Source organism: Pseudomonas sp. LF020 (assembly GCF_053456425.1).
The window spans coordinates 1-16,991 of record NZ_JBRFIX010000007.1 but is presented as its reverse complement, the minus strand read 5'-3'; the positions used below and the strand labels follow the sequence as shown (position 1 = coordinate 16,991).

16 protein-coding genes and 1 pseudogene are annotated in these 16,991 nt (G+C 55.9%); 7 read left to right on the top strand and 10 right to left on the bottom strand.

Features of this window, described 5'->3' with window-relative positions; all coding sequences use genetic code 11:
• Both ACU680_RS17190 and ACU680_RS17185 read right to left on the bottom strand, forming a co-directional pair.
• Positions 1–498 (bottom strand): PAAR domain-containing protein, encoded by a 498-nt coding sequence (locus tag ACU680_RS17190; RefSeq protein WP_202370432.1) that lies wholly within the window; start codon positions 496–498, stop codon positions 1–3.
• Between the two features lie 135 nt (positions 499–633).
• Positions 634–1,299 (bottom strand): ribonuclease T2, encoded by a 666-nt coding sequence (locus ACU680_RS17185; protein ID WP_448180059.1) that lies wholly within the window; start codon positions 1,297–1,299, stop codon positions 634–636.
• A gap of 165 nt (positions 1,300–1,464) precedes the next feature.
• On the opposite strand from ACU680_RS17185, the gene ACU680_RS17180 reads away from it, so the two are divergent.
• From ACU680_RS17180 to ACU680_RS17170, 3 genes are all read left to right on the top strand, one after another.
• Positions 1,465–1,935, top strand: coding sequence for a hypothetical protein (locus ACU680_RS17180; protein ID WP_367085165.1), 471 nt, complete (start codon positions 1,465–1,467; stop codon positions 1,933–1,935).
• 124 nt (positions 1,936–2,059) lie between these two features.
• Positions 2,060–3,331, top strand: a complete 1,272-nt coding sequence (locus ACU680_RS17175) for a hypothetical protein (RefSeq protein ID WP_448180058.1) — start codon at positions 2,060–2,062, stop codon at positions 3,329–3,331.
• Between the two features lie 154 nt (positions 3,332–3,485).
• Entirely contained in the window at positions 3,486–4,271 is a 786-nt protein-coding gene (locus ACU680_RS17170; protein ID WP_448180057.1) for a transporter substrate-binding domain-containing protein, read from the top strand.
• A gap of 132 nt (positions 4,272–4,403) precedes the next feature.
• On the opposite strand, the gene ACU680_RS17165 is transcribed toward ACU680_RS17170, so the two are convergent.
• From ACU680_RS17165 to ACU680_RS17135, 7 genes and pseudogenes are all read right to left on the bottom strand, one after another.
• The gene (locus tag ACU680_RS17165) at positions 4,404–4,619 is read right to left on the bottom strand and encodes a hypothetical protein (RefSeq protein ID WP_150369173.1); all 216 of its coding nucleotides are present in this window, start codon (positions 4,617–4,619) and stop codon (positions 4,404–4,406) included.
• A gap of 102 nt (positions 4,620–4,721) precedes the next feature.
• On the bottom strand, positions 4,722–5,501 hold the full coding sequence (gene rimA / locus ACU680_RS17160) for a S6 modification regulatory phosphodiesterase RimA (protein ID WP_448180056.1): 780 nt from the start codon (positions 5,499–5,501) through the stop codon (positions 4,722–4,724).
• A gap of 136 nt (positions 5,502–5,637) precedes the next feature.
• Positions 5,638–6,417 (bottom strand): methyl-accepting chemotaxis protein, encoded by a 780-nt coding sequence (locus ACU680_RS17155; protein WP_371917805.1) that lies wholly within the window; start codon positions 6,415–6,417, stop codon positions 5,638–5,640.
• Positions 6,418–6,495: 78 nt separating this feature from the next.
• A pseudogene (locus tag ACU680_RS17150) lies at positions 6,496–7,572 on the bottom strand (methyl-accepting chemotaxis protein); the annotation flags it as partial.
• A 447-nt stretch (positions 7,573–8,019) separates the two neighbouring features.
• Positions 8,020–8,382 (bottom strand): DUF6124 family protein, encoded by a 363-nt coding sequence (locus tag ACU680_RS17145; RefSeq protein ID WP_448180055.1) that lies wholly within the window; start codon positions 8,380–8,382, stop codon positions 8,020–8,022.
• 492 nt (positions 8,383–8,874) lie between these two features.
• On the bottom strand, positions 8,875–9,477 hold the full coding sequence (locus ACU680_RS17140; RefSeq protein ID WP_448180054.1) for a hypothetical protein: 603 nt from the start codon (positions 9,475–9,477) through the stop codon (positions 8,875–8,877).
• A gap of 557 nt (positions 9,478–10,034) precedes the next feature.
• Entirely contained in the window at positions 10,035–10,412 is a 378-nt protein-coding gene (locus ACU680_RS17135; RefSeq protein WP_448180053.1) for a DUF6232 family protein, read from the bottom strand.
• A gap of 200 nt (positions 10,413–10,612) precedes the next feature.
• Here ACU680_RS17135 and dusA point away from each other — a divergent pair, with 200 nt between their 5' ends.
• Positions 10,613–11,608 carry a tRNA dihydrouridine(20/20a) synthase DusA gene (dusA, locus tag ACU680_RS17130; protein WP_448180052.1) on the top strand — a complete coding sequence of 332 codons (996 nt, stop codon included), beginning with the start codon at positions 10,613–10,615 and terminating at the stop codon, positions 11,606–11,608.
• Between the two features lie 52 nt (positions 11,609–11,660).
• Here dusA and ACU680_RS17125 read toward each other — a convergent pair whose 3' ends face one another.
• Positions 11,661–12,494 (bottom strand): undecaprenyl-diphosphate phosphatase, encoded by an 834-nt coding sequence (locus ACU680_RS17125; protein ID WP_123588482.1) that lies wholly within the window; start codon positions 12,492–12,494, stop codon positions 11,661–11,663.
• Between the two features lie 508 nt (positions 12,495–13,002).
• Here ACU680_RS17125 and ACU680_RS17120 point away from each other — a divergent pair.
• From ACU680_RS17120 to ACU680_RS17110, 3 genes are all read left to right on the top strand, one after another.
• Positions 13,003–13,743, top strand: a complete 741-nt coding sequence (locus tag ACU680_RS17120; protein WP_448180051.1) for a winged helix-turn-helix domain-containing protein — start codon at positions 13,003–13,005, stop codon at positions 13,741–13,743.
• Between the two features lie 278 nt (positions 13,744–14,021).
• On the top strand, positions 14,022–14,666 hold the full coding sequence (locus tag ACU680_RS17115) for a winged helix-turn-helix domain-containing protein (RefSeq protein ID WP_007969590.1): 645 nt from the start codon (positions 14,022–14,024) through the stop codon (positions 14,664–14,666).
• 390 nt (positions 14,667–15,056) lie between these two features.
• Positions 15,057–16,451 carry an undecaprenyl-phosphate glucose phosphotransferase gene (locus ACU680_RS17110; RefSeq protein WP_367085173.1) on the top strand — a complete coding sequence of 465 codons (1,395 nt, stop codon included), beginning with the start codon at positions 15,057–15,059 and terminating at the stop codon, positions 16,449–16,451.
• Positions 16,452–16,991 lie beyond the last annotated feature (540 nt).

Genomic DNA, 16,991 nt, shown 5'->3' with positions numbered 1-16,991 from the left:
TCACTCCTCCAGAAACAGCTTGATGGTTTCAGGCAGATGCGAGCTGACTTCGTGGGTGTATCCGTTAGCGTCAGACACCCCGTGTTCCAGACGCCCGTCTGCACGCTGGATCACGTAGGGATGATTGATCATGGGCTCACCGGTCACGTCATTGACCAGCTTCAACTTGTCCGTGAAATGCACCGGCATTGGCAGCAAACCACTAAAAGGCGCCGCTGTTACCGTGTCACCAATGATGACCGTGCCTGACCCACCAATGACCACATTGCCGTGCCCCCCGGTGCTGTCCAGGGTCGCGGCGTTCAAGCCGTTGATAAACACCGTCGAAGAAACGCCGCCAGTAATGGGGCTACCGCACGCTGATTTATCAGTCATTCGTGCAGCCGCCAAGCCGTCGAAATTCACATTCGGCGAGCCACTGGCGATCGGATTAGTGCCGTGCCCCGGGAGTGGGCAGGCGGTTGGATCGGTGACGCGGGCGGCGGGTTTTCCGCTCATGAACAGCTCCTTGCAGTGTTGCGGGTCATCCTTTGGGGGGCGCAAGCATGCGTGAATTTTTCGGGTGCTTCAAACCTCCAGGCAAAAAAAGGCGCCCGATCAAGGCGCCTTTTTCATTCGTGCATAGCACTCTCATCAACGCGACGGCGGCACCCGAATATCCCCTGCCCGGCACTGCGTCTTCACGCCCTTGCCACAGGCGCCGAACTGCAGATCCTTGCCCATGCACACCCGCACTTCCGAGAGTTCCGGGCCGCTGCAGATCACCGCGATGCCATCCGCCGGGATCCCCGGGTTGGCCTTGCGGAACAGGTCGGCGATTTCCTGGGCTTCGAAGTAATACGAGGAGCTGAACGGTTGCAGCTCCTGCGGGATTTTCACCGCGCCAACCGCTTTGTCCGCTTCGTCCAGATAACCCATCGCACCGAGACCGCTGCAGGTACCGTGCTTGGACCATTCGTGATCGAGCAGTTTCTTGGTCGGGAACAGCGTCAGGCCCTTGGTGGTTTCCGCCGCCGACAGCGTGGTCAGTGGCGGGCAGGATTCCGGCCAGCCGCCGTTGGCGTATTGCGGCCACAAGCCATGCAGCACGAAGCCGTAGCCCTTGCCGGAGCATTGCACGTCATCTTTGTGGGTGAGGCAGAACGTTGGCGACCAGGACAAGCTCAGCAGGTAGTAATCGAACTGCCCCGCCACCGCTTCCGTTTGTACTTTGCTGGCGTTCGACTGACGCGCCGAACTCAGGCCGATGCTACCGGCCGTCAGCGCGATCAGCGCCAGAATTGTAAACAGCTTTTTCATGTACCCGCTCCTTGGGACGCCTGCGTCCGTGGTTTTCGATGCTGACCAGACTTGGCCAGCGCTGATTTCGCCATGCTTGTGTTGCAAGCGCATGACGCAAGGCAAGGCCGTACGCCGTTGAACGGTCTACGATTAACAGGCAGACATCAAACCAAGGGATCCGAAATGAGTAAAGCAGACGAACTCGCCGCCAAACTCAAGCAAACCCGGCACACCCATGCGGATGCCGCGCTGGAGATCGATTGCTGGCCGGCGCAGGTCTACGATCTGTACCACCGCATCGAAGCCTGGCTGCAACCCGTCACCGAAGTCGGCCTGAAAATCCGCCGCAATCCAACCCACGTTTGCGAAAGCTCACCCGATGGCGAAAGTCACGATTACGCGATCGACCAACTGGTGATCGAAGCCAACCAGCAAACCCTGACCTTTGATCCCATCGCCCGGTTCACCGAAGACGGTGCCGGCCGCGTGCAGATCACCCTGCCCGAGCGCAACACCTACCTGCTGCGTACCGTCGATGACCATCATGAAAGCCATTGGTGGCTGCAGACGGTGGAAACCGGTCTGGAACTGGATGCGATTGCGCTGACCGAGAACAATCTGTTGCAGGTGGTGCAGGAAGGACTGGGCCTGTAATTTCTTCACGTTCACCGCTCAGAACAACAAAGACCCGCCACACTCAACGGCCAGACTTCCTAAAGAATTCTGGCCATTTGTCGTTACAGGACCACTCGTCATACTCGATGGAGATTTTGTTCGCATGGATGCTTCGACCGCACCAACGTTTACACAGTTTTTCAAGCGCAATTTCAAACGTGTTCTTAATTACTGGAGCCAGATCACCGTCACTCTGGGTTTTCTCGGCGCAGGGTTGGCAATCCTTGGGCTATACGTCTACACCCGGGCAATTGGTCGTACTGACCTTTTCCTGGCAGGTAGCGATGCCAAGTCAGCCCTTGCTATCTGGCTTTTACTGATCGTGCTGATCATGGTGGGCTACCTTGGCGTGCTCTCCGCCAGCGCATGGTTCTACGGCATTACCGTATCGATGTTCGAAAAAGTGCCAAAAAGGCACAAGCAGATCGCTGCCTGGTTGCTGCTTCCTTTGTGCTTTGGCTTTTGTACCTTCACTTTTCTGCTTTTCAAGTTCTCGAATACATTCAGCGCCGGAGGTTCGATGTTGTTTGTTTTTTCCTCGACCCTGCTCGCCTACCTTGCTCTTTTCCTGTTCAAACACTTCCGAAAGATTTTCAACAAAAACACCCGTCGAATGGGAGTCTGGAAGAAAAACGGGTTCCGACTCTTGATCGGTAGCATGATCGGCTTTGCCGTTCTGTGTGCGTCACTCCCCACATTGCTGATTATCTCGACCTACGTCGGCGAAGATAACGCGCAGGCGGTGCTGGTTGTCGGGTTGTTCTCCCTCGGCACACTCATTTTCAGTCTTGTTCCGGTTTTCATTTTTTACATCAGCAAAGGTCATGTCTTCGCGCGTATCGCTTATGGCATCGCAACAGCATTGGTGCTGTTCAGCGGGTTTCTTCTTTTATCACCAGGTGCAATGCCGAGCATCACCTACGCCGCCGCAGGAAATCTGGCTATCCGTCAGCAGCCGGCACGGTTCATTCTCGACGAAAATATCAGCCTGGGAGACGTGGATAACAGAGCGTGGAGGACCAGACTCAACGAAAAGAAAAAGGTTGAAGTCACCGCATTTCCATTGTTCGCCTTCGGCGACGTTTTGCTGTTGTGCAGCAGAGATTTGCTGCGTTTGAACCTATATGACTTGCCCCGCTACACAGGCTTTTGCATCGCCACACGCAACAGCAAGGTGACCCAGAAACCATGGCATCCCGGGCTTGCGCGTGCGCTCACCTGGCAACAGCGCGCTGAGCACGTTTTGGGTTGGGAGCATTTGCGCTTAGCTGTTTTCAAACCCATTCACGCATCACCACGAGCGCTCGAATTCAAACGCTTGAATGATCAGATGACTGAACCTGCCAAAGCTGTAATCCCCTTCTCCGCTGACTGAAAATAGGCTGGGAAATTCTGGCGACAGCAACGGCCACGTACCGCATCAGCAAACTGCATATTGCCACCGCTAGAGAACGTGGATCAGCAGCCGGATCGTGTGTTACTAAACACCTTCCCCTGCGAATCCACTCCCTCAAAAAAGTCCGGTAAATATGCACAATCAAAAAAAATCGGCGTTGCTCGGCATTTCTCTAGCCCTTTCCTGCGTCGCTCACGCTCAGGAAAGCCCTTCGCACCTCGACAGCATCCAGCAACAAGGCCAACTGCGCGTCTGCACCACTGGCGACTACAAGCCCTACACCTTCAAGCGCCCTGACGGCGACTTCGAAGGCATCGACATCGCCATGGCGCGCTCGCTGGCCGATAGCCTAGGGGTCAAGGTCGAGTGGGTGCAGACCACCTGGAAAACCCTGATGCCGGACATGCAGGCCGGCAAGTGCGACATCGGCATGGGCGGGATTTCGGTGACGCTGGAACGGCAGAAAAAAGCCTACTTCAGCAACACCCTCGACAGCGACGGCAAGATCCCGCTGATACGCTGCGCCGACCAGTCCAAATACCAGACCGTCGAGCAGATCAACCAGCCCAACGTGCGTCTGGTCGAACCCGCCGGCGGCACCAACGAAGCCTTCGTCCACGCCTTCCTGCCCAAGGCGCAACTGGCCCTGCACGACAACGTGACGATCTTCCAGCAACTGCTTGATAACAAGGCCGACGTGATGATCACCGACGCCTCGGAAGCGCTGTATCAGCAGAAACTCAAACCGGGTTTGTGCGCGGTGAATCCGCACCAATACATGCAGTACGGCGAAAAGGCTTATCTGCTGCCGCGCGATGACATCAGCTGGAAGCTGTACGTCGATCAGTGGCTGCATCTAAGCAAAGTCACTGGCAGTTATCAGAAGGTCATTGGTGAGTGGCTGGCGCTGCCGCAGTAATCGTCCAGGCACGAACTTTGTGGCGAGGGAGCTTGCTCCCGCTGGACTGCGCAGCAGGCCTTCTTTTTCTGGGGCCGCTGCGCGCCCCAGCGGGAGCAAGCTCCCTCGCCACAGGTTCAGCCTCGATTTTGTTCAATCGTCATGCAACATCCCGGAGCTGTACTGGTTCAAGCTGCTACCAATACTGTTGCCACCAAACTTCAGGGTCGTTGCATTTGTGCGCCCCTCAGGCGACTGACAATCCGAGGAAAAACAACTGGTGGTGGTCAGCCCACCGGCGCCCGAACAGGCACTCAACACCGAGACAGCTGCGGCGATCAACAGCACTTTGACGACATTGGTGCGCATGGTAGGGCTCCCCTTGGGATGATCTTGTGCAAGCATCCTAGGCCTTCGCTGCACTCGGGAAGATGAAATTTTGCCGATCGACAGCACGGGTTCAGGTTCGCCTCAAATCGGCTGCCACGCCTCCAGCGGAATCTGCGCCATCGCCTCAAACGCCGGTTTGGCAAACCAGAAACCCTGCATCAGATAAATCCCGCAATCGGCGAGAAAATCCCGCTCCTCGGGGTGCTCAATGCCCTCGGCAATCACCTCGATCCCCAGTTCGGTACACATGCCCACCACGCCCCGCACAATCGCCTGACGCACACGGTCGCGGTGGATATCGCGGATCAGCGCCATGTCCAGTTTGATCAGATCCGGCTGAAAGTCCGCCAGCAGATTCAACCCGGAATACCCCGCACCGAAGTCATCAATGGCGGTCTTGAACCCGAACTCGCGGTACTCGCGCAAGATGTTCATCAAGTGCTTATTGCTTTCAACGTGCTCGCCCTCGACCGCTTCGAAGATCAACCGATCGAGCGGGAAAGCATGCGCGCGCGCCGCCTCCAGCGTGCTGCGAATGCACAGGTCCGGGCGATAAACGGCGTTCGGCAGGAAGTTGATCGAAAGAAACCCGGTGAGCCCCAACTGCGCGGCCGTGGAGATCGCCCGCACGCGGCACAGTTGATCGAAGCGATAGCGGTTCTGGTCATCGACCTGTTCCAGCACCGACAGTGCACCCTCGCCATGCACCCCACGAACCAATGCCTCGTGGGCGAAGGTCGATTGATCACGTACATCGACAATCGGCTGGAACGCGAAGGAGAACGCCATGTCGGCCTCGCCTTTTTGCCGGCATCCTTGGCACCCGCCGCCGGGCTGGGGGAAAACGGGAATATGAGTCATGAAGCCCCCTGAGAGCGGGTTGCAACCATCCATGGCCCAGAAAAAAATCACTGCACGGACCGGGTGGCGCCGCTTGGCGGCCCCCGCTTATACAGGCTGACCGGTCAATTCCGGCCAAGTTCATTGCGAAATGCCATCAGGTGCGGAAATGCGCCGTCATGCGTTGCAGGTCCTGCCCCAGCGATGCCAGCTCAATGGTCGCGGCAGCACTTTCTTCGCTGGCGACGGCCGACTGATCGGCCACATCGCGCACACTGACGATACTGCGATTGATCTCATCGGCCACCGCACTTTGCTGCTCGGCGGCGGCGGAAATCTGCAGGCTCATTTGCTGGATCGTGCCGATCGAATGGTTGATCTCGGTGATCGCCTGCTCGGCCTTCTGCGCCAGCACCACGGTGTCCAGCGTGCGCTCGCGGCTGGATGTCATCAGCGTAGATGCCGCTTGCGTACCCTGCTGCAAGGTGACAATCAGCGCTTCGATTTCCTTGGTCGAATCCTGGGTGCGCTGCGCCAGCGAGCGCACTTCATCGGCAACCACCGCGAAACCACGGCCCTGTTCCCCCGCCCGCGCCGCTTCAATCGCCGCGTTTAGCGCCAGCAAGTTGGTCTGCTCGGCGACTGCCTTGATCACATCGATGACCTTGCCGATCTGCTCACTGTCCTGGGACAGCACGTTCATCGCTGCGCCCAACTCTTCGATCGCCACCGACAGTTCGCTGATCTGCACGGTCGCCTGCTTGACCACCGCACTGCCGTGACGCGCCTGCTGATCGGCCAGGGTCGCGGCGGCAGATGCGTCAGTCGTATTGCGCGCCACCTCCTGCACCGTCGAGGCCATTTCGTGCATCGCCGTGGCGACCTGGTCCACCTCGACTTTCTGCTGACGCACACCGGCGCTGGTCTGTTCGCTCATCGCCGAGAGCTTCTCCGCCGATGTCGAAATGTGCGTCACGCCATTACCGATTCCCTGCACCAGCGTGTTCAGGCTTTGCGCCATGTCCTGCATCGCGTTTTGCAGATCGCCCAACTCATCCTTGCGGCTGGATTTGGCTTGCACCGTCAGATCGCCCTTGGCAATCCGTCGCGCCAGCTCCACCGTCAGCGCCAGCGGCCCGGTGATCTGCCGCGAGATCAGCACCGCAGCCAACAGACCAACCACCAGCGCCAGCACCGTCAGCACTGCAATCTGGATAAACGCACGCTGTTGATCGTCCCGCGCCAGACGCTGCTGAGTGTCCATCAGGCCGGTCATGATGCTGTCCATCGCCTGGCTCTGCTGATCCACCTGCTGACGCAGGCTCTGCTTCTGCTCGAACAGCGCGGCGACCTGCACCAGCACCTCGCGATAACGGCGCATCCCGGCTTGCGCCTCTTCAAGCTGACTCGACAGGGCCGCCGGCAAACCGCTACGCGCCTTGCTCATGTCGGCCAGGAAGGCATCGGTGGTGTCCAACAGCACCTGTTTGTTGGCCTCGCTCGGCACGGCGATATAACGCCGCAACATCAGCCGAAACATCGTCATGCCATTGCGCAGATCCGCCACCGTACGCAAGTCCGCCACCCGCGCGCTGTCGGCAGATGCCAGCGCACTGGCGGTGGTGCTCTCGAACATGCTGTTGAAGGTCTCGGCGTACTTGTCCGACATCGCTCCCAATGGTTTCAGCGCATCGCTGGTCGCCTTGTCCGCCTCGACCAAACGCTTGACCTGCTGATCGTAAGCCAGCGTGGTGTCCTGTAACTGCTTCAAGGCCTGCTGGTTTTCCGCCCGCGTCAGGGTCTGCAACGCCTTGGCGATCAGCCCTTGCAACACCGTCAGGCGAGACTGATAAGCCTCGGCATAAGCGACATCCGCCGCCGCTTCGTACTGCTTCTCCGACAGCCGCATGTCCTGCGTCGCATCGTTGAGCGTGCCGATCAAACGCGTGGTGCCCAGGCGATCCACCAGCACATTGCTGCTGTTATAGCCAATGAAGGCCACCGCCCCCACCGCCAGCAAAAGAACGCCAAACCCGGCCCCCAACTTTCGGGAAACCTTGATGTTGCCCAGGAAACTCGATGCTTCTGCCATGTTCAGCCTCTAACGCCCTGACGTGATTCAGCGTCAGGCACAAAAAGTAGATCTCTGATAACCGGAGTTACCGCTCATATTCGGGGTCGTCGTCCTGGGCGAAATACGGGCAGCTTCCACTGACCCGGCTGCACCGACCTGACGCGAAAAGCCGTACCGACGGCCCACGCACCAGCGGACAAATCCAGGACTGACGCTGGATTTATCGTTTCAGCAAAGGTGTTGGAACGGATGCTATAAATTTTGGGAAAAGTTGTACAACTTTATATTTCTGTATAATCGTTGAACTTTTTTGAGCGCGTGATGACGCATTGCCATCATTTTTTGTGGCACATCGCTATTGCTGCAGAAACAGGCTGAAAATCGCCATTTTGGACGGTTGTTTTGCGCATCGACAGAACGCCCTCCGCGACCACGACCTGACCGCTCGCCACGGAGGGCTGCGATCTACGCCTTGAGCTCGACGTTATCCAACGCCTGATTCACCGCCAACTCCCCCAACTTCACTACCTGCGCAATGCCCAACAGTGTCTTGCGGTGCGAGACATCCAGCAACGCGGCGAAGTCGTTGAGCATGGTCGTGGCGGAACCCAGGGATTCACTGGCGTTGGCGAGCAGGGATTCAGTGTCGTAGGCCGGGTTGGCGAGGAACATCGGTTTGGATTGATCACCGCTGGCCATGACCTGGCTGGCCGGGGTGAGGTAGTGATCGAGGGCGCGTTCGGCGGCTTCGTGGAGTTTGCGGGAATCGAGGGATTCGTAGGGGGATGCGAGGTTGGATTCGGGTGGGTTGGGTGTTGGTTTGAACATGGTGTAACTCCTGACGGATAAACGCAAAGGAGCCATCACTCTCGCTACCAAACGAAGGGTGGAGGCCATACGCAGGTTGGTAGACCGGTCGTCAGGAACCCCGGCGCATCCGAAGACGCCCCGCGCATGACCACCATAAAACGAAGACGAGAAACGCCCTCGCAAGACAGTAGTCTTGTGCTTCTGACGGAGGCGGGCTACCAAACCCGATCACTGGTTTTCAGTGACGTAGGGACGATAGAACCCGCGAGCTAGACGCACAAGCCGGCGGATTCTGTCTAAGGTGTAGGGGGAGGCGCAAGGTGGTGTAGGAGCGGGACTGCAACAATAGGCTTCATTTAAACAGACGCGATTTTTCAGTTCGCAATGGTTCTAAGAGCACGCTAATCGACGAGATACGGTCACCAGTGCGAAGAGCAATTCGGCCCTTTTTCAAGCGCTGTAAGTCGCTCCAGTGAGAGTACGGCAAAGCGTGCTATCAATCGTGAGTGGTCAAAACTCCAATCTAAAGAACTCCGGCAAATTAGCTTTCAAAATAGCGAGCGACATCGCCTCCGGTGCACGAAACCATATGTTGTAAGCCATCAGTAGGCCCGTTATTTCCTTGTCTTGGACCTTCCAATAAAGATGCTCAAAGCCTTGGACCTTAACGAAAAAACTCAGCATCTCATTGCTGAAGGCATAAAACTCGTCGTGATCTAGGCTGAAAGCTTCCGCTGACTCAAGCAGTTTTAGGTAGTAAAAAGCGACCTCATCTTGATCGTCACCACCTTGTGCCCCTATTGGCAAACTGAAATCAGGTCGCCCATTGAATCCCTCATGTGCGATCTTGTGACATTGATAGCAAAGCGTAATCCCATTGCCGGTTTCGTATCTAGCATGTGGAAGCAAGGTTCTTCTGAACACATGATGCGCCTGAATCTGATCTTCACAGCTGCAGACTACACATTGCTGGCCGTCTCTAGCCCTAATAAATCGACTCCAAAGCGACAAACACCACCTGTCAGATCGCTTGTTTACGATCGCTCTAAGCAATTTTTCCCTGAGCGTCCTCAACTGCTCCTGATCAATTACAGGTCCTCCAGAACAACTCATCATTCACTCCTTGGTCATCAAACGCGCGTTACGCCGACCACCTTTACGAAATGCCCCCCAACCAAAAAATATTTCCGATTGAAACAACTCTCAAAGGCAACAAGTATGGCAAGTAGCCATGAATCAAAGCCATCTAATGAGAGGAAAAATTTTGGAAAGTCAAAAATCCCCGCTTTCTACTTTTGAGTAGAAAAAGAAAAAACGAAATCCTGCATGGACACGGGACGAGTTAATTCTTGCTCTTGATCTCTATCTCCGCCATCGACTGTCATCGCCCCGCGATCCTCACCAAGAACTCGCTGTACTCTCCGCTTTCCTAGGCCGAATGGGGAAATTACTCGGCATCGCTAGTCAGGAGACGTTTCGAAATGAGAATGGCGTGACCATGAAAATGAGTAACTTCAGTCGACTTGATCCAGCGTACACCGCTGACGGTAAAGTCGGCCTGCAAAGAGGGAATCAGGACGAGCAGGTGGTATGAACAAAGGGGACGGATTTATTTGCCGCCGGCTTTTTACCGTCGAGCACCTAGCATTAAATAAATCCGTGGCTTTTTTTCATCCACGATGAATGATTGAGTCATTTATCGCGCCAACGACTCTGGAAATCCAAGAAAGATCCGCATCTTGCAGAGCTTGCTGCTCCCCAGAAGACGTAGTAAGTACAATTGTATATATCGTCTTCTGCATAAGGAACCAAGCAAGACCTGCAAAAAACAAGACGACGGCAGCGGTATTTATACCTTTGTTATATCCGATAATCGCCCCGACAATCATCAGCAGTATGGGCCAAGTACGGTTAGGATTTATTTGAGAGGTTTTCACTGCCGTGACTCCGCTCATCGCGAACGTCTTTTGCCCCGGAAGGATGAATCGGCTGTTGGTAACCTTTACTTCACGTTCGTCAAAAAAGACTTTTTCTTGCTGAGCGTCCATTGCTTCTCCCTGCACAGGCTTGGTTTTGTTGGTTTAGAAAATAGGGATTTAGCCATCAAATAGCCACCCTATGCTAGTCAGATGATTGAAAAAAGCACTCACAAATGTCGCAATCATCGCGGGAGAGCATCTGCAAGCCCGCCACTCTCAATCCTGATAAACTCCCCCACCTCCCAGCCCCACCCAATCCAGAACCGCCAATGTCCCCTATCTCCGCCACACCCGCCCCACTCTCCCGCCGCTTCTCCGTCGCCCCGATGATGGATTGGACTGATAGGCATTGCAGATTCTTCCTACGCCTCCTGTCGAAGAACGCCCTGCTCTACACGGAAATGGTAACCACCGGCGCCCTCCTCAACGGCGATCACGAACGGTTCCTCCGTCACAACGAAGCCGAGCACCCACTGGCGCTGCAGTTGGGTGGCAGCGTCCCGCTGGATCTGGCCGCTTGCGCGCGCATGGCGCAGGCGCATGGTTACGACGAGGTGAATCTGAATGTGGGCTGCCCGAGTGATCGGGTGCAGAACAATATGATCGGTGCGTGCCTGATGGGGCATCCGCAGTTGGTGGCGGATTGTGTGAGGGCGATGCGCGATGCGGTGTCGATTCCGGTGACGGTGAAGCATCGGATCGGGATCAATGGGCGGGACAGTTATGCCGAGTTGTGTGATTTCGTCGGGACGGTGCGGGATGCCGGGTGTACCAGTTTTACCGTGCATGCGCGGATTGCGATTCTGGAGGGCTTGTCGCCGAAGGAGAATCGCGACATTCCGCCGTTGCGGTATGACGTGGCGGCGCAGTTGAAGGCGGATTTTCCGGAGCTGGAGATTGTGCTGAACGGCGGGATCAAGACGATGGAGGCCTGCCATGAACATTTGCAGACCTTTGACGGTGTGATGCTCGGGCGTGAGGCTTATCACAATCCGTATTTGCTGGCGGAGGTGGATCAGCAGTTGTTCGACAGCAGCGCGCCGGTGATCAGCCGTGCCGAGGCGCTGGCGCAGTTGCGGCCATATATTGCCGAGCATCTGCAAGCGGGCGGTGCGATGCATCACATCACCCGGCATGTGCTGGGGCTGGGTACCGGGTTCCCGGGAGCGCGCAAGTTCCGCCAGTTGTTGTCGGTGGATATTCACAAGGCCAAGGATCCGTTGGCGTTGCTGGATCAGGCTGGCGAGTTGCTGCAAGGGCGTTGATGCCCTCCCCCCGTAAAACGCGCCAGGCGGGTTGATCCGCCTGGCGTGCGCATCACCCCGCCGCCGCTTCCGTCCAGTTCACCCAGCCAAACACCCACGTCGCCAGAATCAACAAGCCAAACGCGATCCGATACCAGGCGAACGCGGCATAGCTGTGGTTGGCGATGAATTTGAGCAGGCCGCGTACGGCGATCATGGCGAAGATGAAGGCGATGACGAAACCGAGGGCGAACACGGGCAGGTCGCTGGCCTGGAACAGGTCACGGTATTTGTAGCCGGAGTACACCGCGGCGCCGACCATCGTGGGCATGGCGAGGAAGAACGAGAACTCTGTGGCGGCTTTCCGGGACAAGCCGAACAATAAACCGCCGATGATGGTCGAGCCGGAGCGCGACGTGCCGGGAATCATTGCCAGGCATTGCACGAAACCGATTTTCAACGCGTCTGACCAGCGCATGTCGTCGACGTGATCGACGCTCACCACATGGCTGCGCTGTTCGGCCCACAACATGACGATGCCGCCCACCACCAAGGCCATGGCCACAGTGATCGGGTTAAACAGGTATTGATGGATTTTGTCAGCGAACAGTACGCCGAGGACCACCGCCGGCAGGAAAGCTATCAGCAGATTGAGGGTGAAACGCTGCGCATTGCGCTGGGTGGGCAGGCCTTTAACGATGTCGAAGATCTTCGGGCGAAACTCCCAGACCACGGCCAGAATCGCGCCCAGTTGAATAATGATGTTGAACGCCATCGCGCGTTCGCCGCCGAAGTCCAGCAGGTCGGCGACGATGATCTGGTGGCCGGTACTGGAGATCGGCAAGAACTCGGTCAGGCCTTCTACCGCGCCCAATATCAACACCTGGATAAAGGTCCAGAAATCCATTAATCCTCCGTCAGAGCGCTCTTGATGAGCGACCGGTCAACTGCATTCAGGAATTGAGTATCTGAAGTTAAACAATCGGTATAACGCGACACCCATTGCCTGATCAGGCGACGGAGAATATGTCTTATCAAAAGACACACTCAAGCCATGTTAATAATCGTCCGCCTACGAACCACTCGGAAAATATTTAGGCATTTAGATAGGAAAAAGTTCGACCAGCCAATAAAGTGTGATCAAGCTCACACTATCCCGCGATCGTGGACAGTGGCAATTGGACATGAATAAAGCCATCGCCATAGATTCAAAATAGTGGCACAATTCCACATTGCCACCATCTAACGACTAGTTCACGGTCTCGAGAAAATCAACTAAAAGCTTGAAATGCTTAATTATTGTTAGAAAACTCGGGAGCCACGTCTAAAAATCGCGTGAATGTTACCAATTGTCAGTCACAGATGAGAACCGGTGCTTTAACATCCCGATGTCAGCACCTAATTCGAGTCAAAGCATGATGCTCTCAGGGAACTTGGCGACTAGAAGTCCGCGCCCGACAAACGACGTACCCGGTGTTCTTACTCTGGGTCGTACCCGTGGCGTGGCTGAACATTTCAGGGCGCTGATCGCAAAGCACGTACGCACTGATATGGCACTTGAGGCCGGTTCGTACACTAGTTCCTATAACAATGAACTTTCTGGTTCGTATCGAGCCATCTTCATCGTTATCGACAGTCCGCAAGCGCTGGAAGACAATCTTGCGTTGATCGAGAATCTGCGCAACGAAAACTTGAAGCCGATCATCTGCGCGGTCATTACCGGTCGCGGCGCTTTCAACAAGATCAAGTACTTCCTGGCCGGTGCCGACTTCTGTATCAAGCTCAATACCCTTTCCGACGAGGGCGAGGAGTTGCTCGGTGAGTTCTTCAATAGTGAAGAATGGCAGCGGGATATCAATCTGACACTCGACCCTACGCGCATCTGCCTGCAGGGCGGCCCCCACCAGAAACTCGACATCTCGTTCGCCGAAATGAAGATCCTGGAAGCCTTTGCGCAGACCAGCAATCACATTCTCAGCCATGATGAAATCGCCGGCATCATGGGGCTCAATACCAATTTCTACGACCCGAGGGCGCTGGAAAAATCCATCAGCCGCTTGCGTGGAAAAATCAAGGACATGTATGGTACCAATGCGATTCAGAGCATCCGCGGCTACGGCTATCGCCTGATGCGGGGTCTGATATCGACTGCCTGAGTCTCGGGCAGCCATCCTCTTTGCATAATCACGAAGGATCGTCATATGCAACCATACAGCTCAAGTTGTACTTCAAATCTACTAATAATCAAGCCATTGAATGAGCACGGCTACACCGAACCATAACAATAAACTTAACAACATAGCAGCAGAACGAGTGGAATTTATCGAGGCCATTTTGGGCCCAGACCCTGCCTGTCGGTTACTTCCAAGGAAGTCATTGCTCGCCTGCCGATTTACCTTTTCGCCCATTTTGGTGCACATTTTAGGAGAGAGACATGGAAACTAGTACAACCCTCCCAAGAAAATATTTTGTCGTCGTGACCAACAGTACAACGTCGCAGCGTGAACTTGAGAGCATTCTGTCCAGCGAGCGCTTCAATTCGTTTGGCACGTCTCAGGCACAAATGTTTATTGAAGGTGCTACTTCGCCCTCTTCCGCTCCCATGCTGATGGAGTTCACTTACCCAAGGGGCACCCGGAAAAACGTTGCCCGCACGATTGAACACGACACCCAGCGCATATTGGCCACCCTCGAATCGGAATGGCTCGCAGCACAATCGGCCAATCCGTTTCAAAGTGCAGAGAGCGACAACCGCACTGCCGCCATCGAAGACGCTGCCACTTGCAACGAAACCTGGCATCTGGACAACGATCAAGGCGCACTGGTCAAGGAAGGCGTCGAGATCAGCCTTACCGGACTGGAAACCGCGCTGGTGCGCAAAATGCTCCATCACGAGGAACGCGTGGTCAGTCGAGATGACCTGATCCTCAGCATCGGCCGCGAGCCGGAGCAGTATCGTGGCCTGGAAATGTGCCTGAGTCGCCTGCAGGACAAGTTCAAAAACGCGAGTAATGGTGAGCGATTATTCCGTGCCGTAAGAAACCGCGGTTATTGCCTCATTCAGGAAATCGTTGCGTAAATACCGCCGATATCCGCGAACAAGACAAACAGATACAGTGCGATTACAAAAACAACAAGAGCACTCTGTTTGGTTTCACCTCTCCTGGTAAATTCAAGCTCCCTGCCTCCACCCCTCCTACAGTAACAAACACAACATAATTTATTCACCCCCTGCTCTGCGACCTTTTCTAACACCCTTGTATTTGATTATTAAAAAGTTGGCACTGTGCCATCTTGTTAGAACTCGTCAGACACCCTCTCCGGCAATAACTTAGTCTATTGATTGACGACAGTTCGGCCTATCGACGTTGTTACCTCAGGACACTCGTCCAATAACAACAACAAGCCTATCTAGCAACTCGGACTTCAACTGTCGAAACCTGAATGGACGTATTTCTGGGGATATCTCATGGAACTTTCTCTACGGATCAATCGAAATAACGGCCTCAAGGGACTTACCTTCTGGGGCCAATGGGCATTGGCGCAGGCTTTCATTGTTGCGTTGTTATTCATACTCGCTGAACGGCACACAGGCACCGTCGAGTTCTATTACCGCATGTGCGCGACACTGGCGGTATTGGCCTCGGTGCCGGCGTATACGTTCAGCGGCGTGTATCGCAAGCAGGACAATTACCTGACGGGGCTGGGACGTCTGTTCATGGGCTGGTCGATGACCATGGTCGCGCTGGCCGGCATCGCGTTCGTGTGCAAGGCCGACGAGGTGTTCTCCCGCGAGGTGACGCTGAGCTGGGCGGTCTACGGCTTCCTCGGCCAGGCATTGATGTACGCGCCGCTGCATGCCTTTTCCAAGTACTACCAGCGTTCCCGCACCAGCGCACAGAAGACGTTGATCGTCGGCACTGGCGAGCTGGCACTGGGTCTGGCGAAAAAGATCAGTCAGGTGGAAAACCTGCCGCTGGTAGGATTGGTCAGCAATGGCGCGACACCACAACTGAATGCGGATGCACCGCGTGTGGTCGGTGACCAGGAAGATTTGCTGGAACTGATCAAAGACCACGACATCCGCCGCTTGTATATCACCCTGCCGCTGGCCGAAGCGGCGAAAATCGAAGCGATGTATGTCGATCTGCTGGGAGCCAACGTCGATGTGGTCTGGGTGCCGGACTTGAACAGTCTGACCCTGCTCAACCACTCGGTGAAGGTCGTGGACGGTCTGCCGGCGATCTGCCTCAACGAAAGCCCGCTGACCAGCCGCCCTACCGCTGCGCTGAGCAAAAGCCTGGTGGAAAAAGGCGTGGCGCTGCTGGCGATCATCCTGTTGAGTCCGGTGCTGCTGTTCATCGCGCTGGCGGTGAAGATCAATTCGCCGGGCCCGGTGTTCTTCAAGCAGGATCGTCACGGCTGGAACGGCAAGGTGATTCAGGTCTGGAAATTCCGCTCGATGCGCGTGCACGATGATCGTGAAGTGATTCAGGCCAGCCGTAATGATTCGCGTATTACCGCGGTCGGGCGCTTCATCCGTCGCACCTCGCTGGATGAATTGCCGCAGTTGTTCAACGTGTTGCAGGGGCAAATGGCTTTGGTCGGCCCGCGCCCACACGCGGTGGCGCACAACCACTACTACTCGGGGAAAATCCTCGCGTACATGGCTCGCCACCGAATCAAACCGGGAATCACCGGGCTGGCGCAAATCAGCGGCTGCCGTGGCGAGACCGACACCATCGACAAGATGCAGCGGCGGGTGGAGATGGACCTGCATTACATCAACAACTGGTCGTTGTGGCTGGATCTGAAGATCCTGGTGAAGACGCCGTTTACGTTGTTGTCGAAAGATATTTATTGATGGACTGGTGACAAGCCAGGCGATACCGCGAGGGGACGAAAGTCCCCTTTTTTGTGGGCGGGATTTGGGTAGTGGGTCAGGCTGTTGCGATGGTTGCAGTGCCGACGCCTTCGCGGGCAAGCCCGCTCCCACAGGGATTGGGGTGTGGATCAAGATATTTGCTTCACCCTCGAACCACTGTGAGAGCGTGGCTTGCCCGCGAAAGCGGTGGGTCAGGCAGCACAGATGTTGAATGGGCCGACGCCTTCGCGAGCAAGCTCGCTCCCACAGGGATTGGGGTGTGGATCAAGATATTTGCTTCACCCTCGAACCACTGTGGGAGCGTGGCTTGCTCGCGAAAGCGGTGGGTCAGGCAGCGCAGATGTTGAATGGGCCGACGCCTTCGCGAGCAAGCTCGCTCCCACAGGGATTGAGGTGTGGATCAAGATATTTGCTTCACCCTCGAACCACTGTGGGAGCGTGGCTTGCCCGCGAAAGCGGTGGGTCAGGCAGCACAGATGTTGAATGGGCCGACGCCTTCGCGAGCAAGCTCGCTCCCAC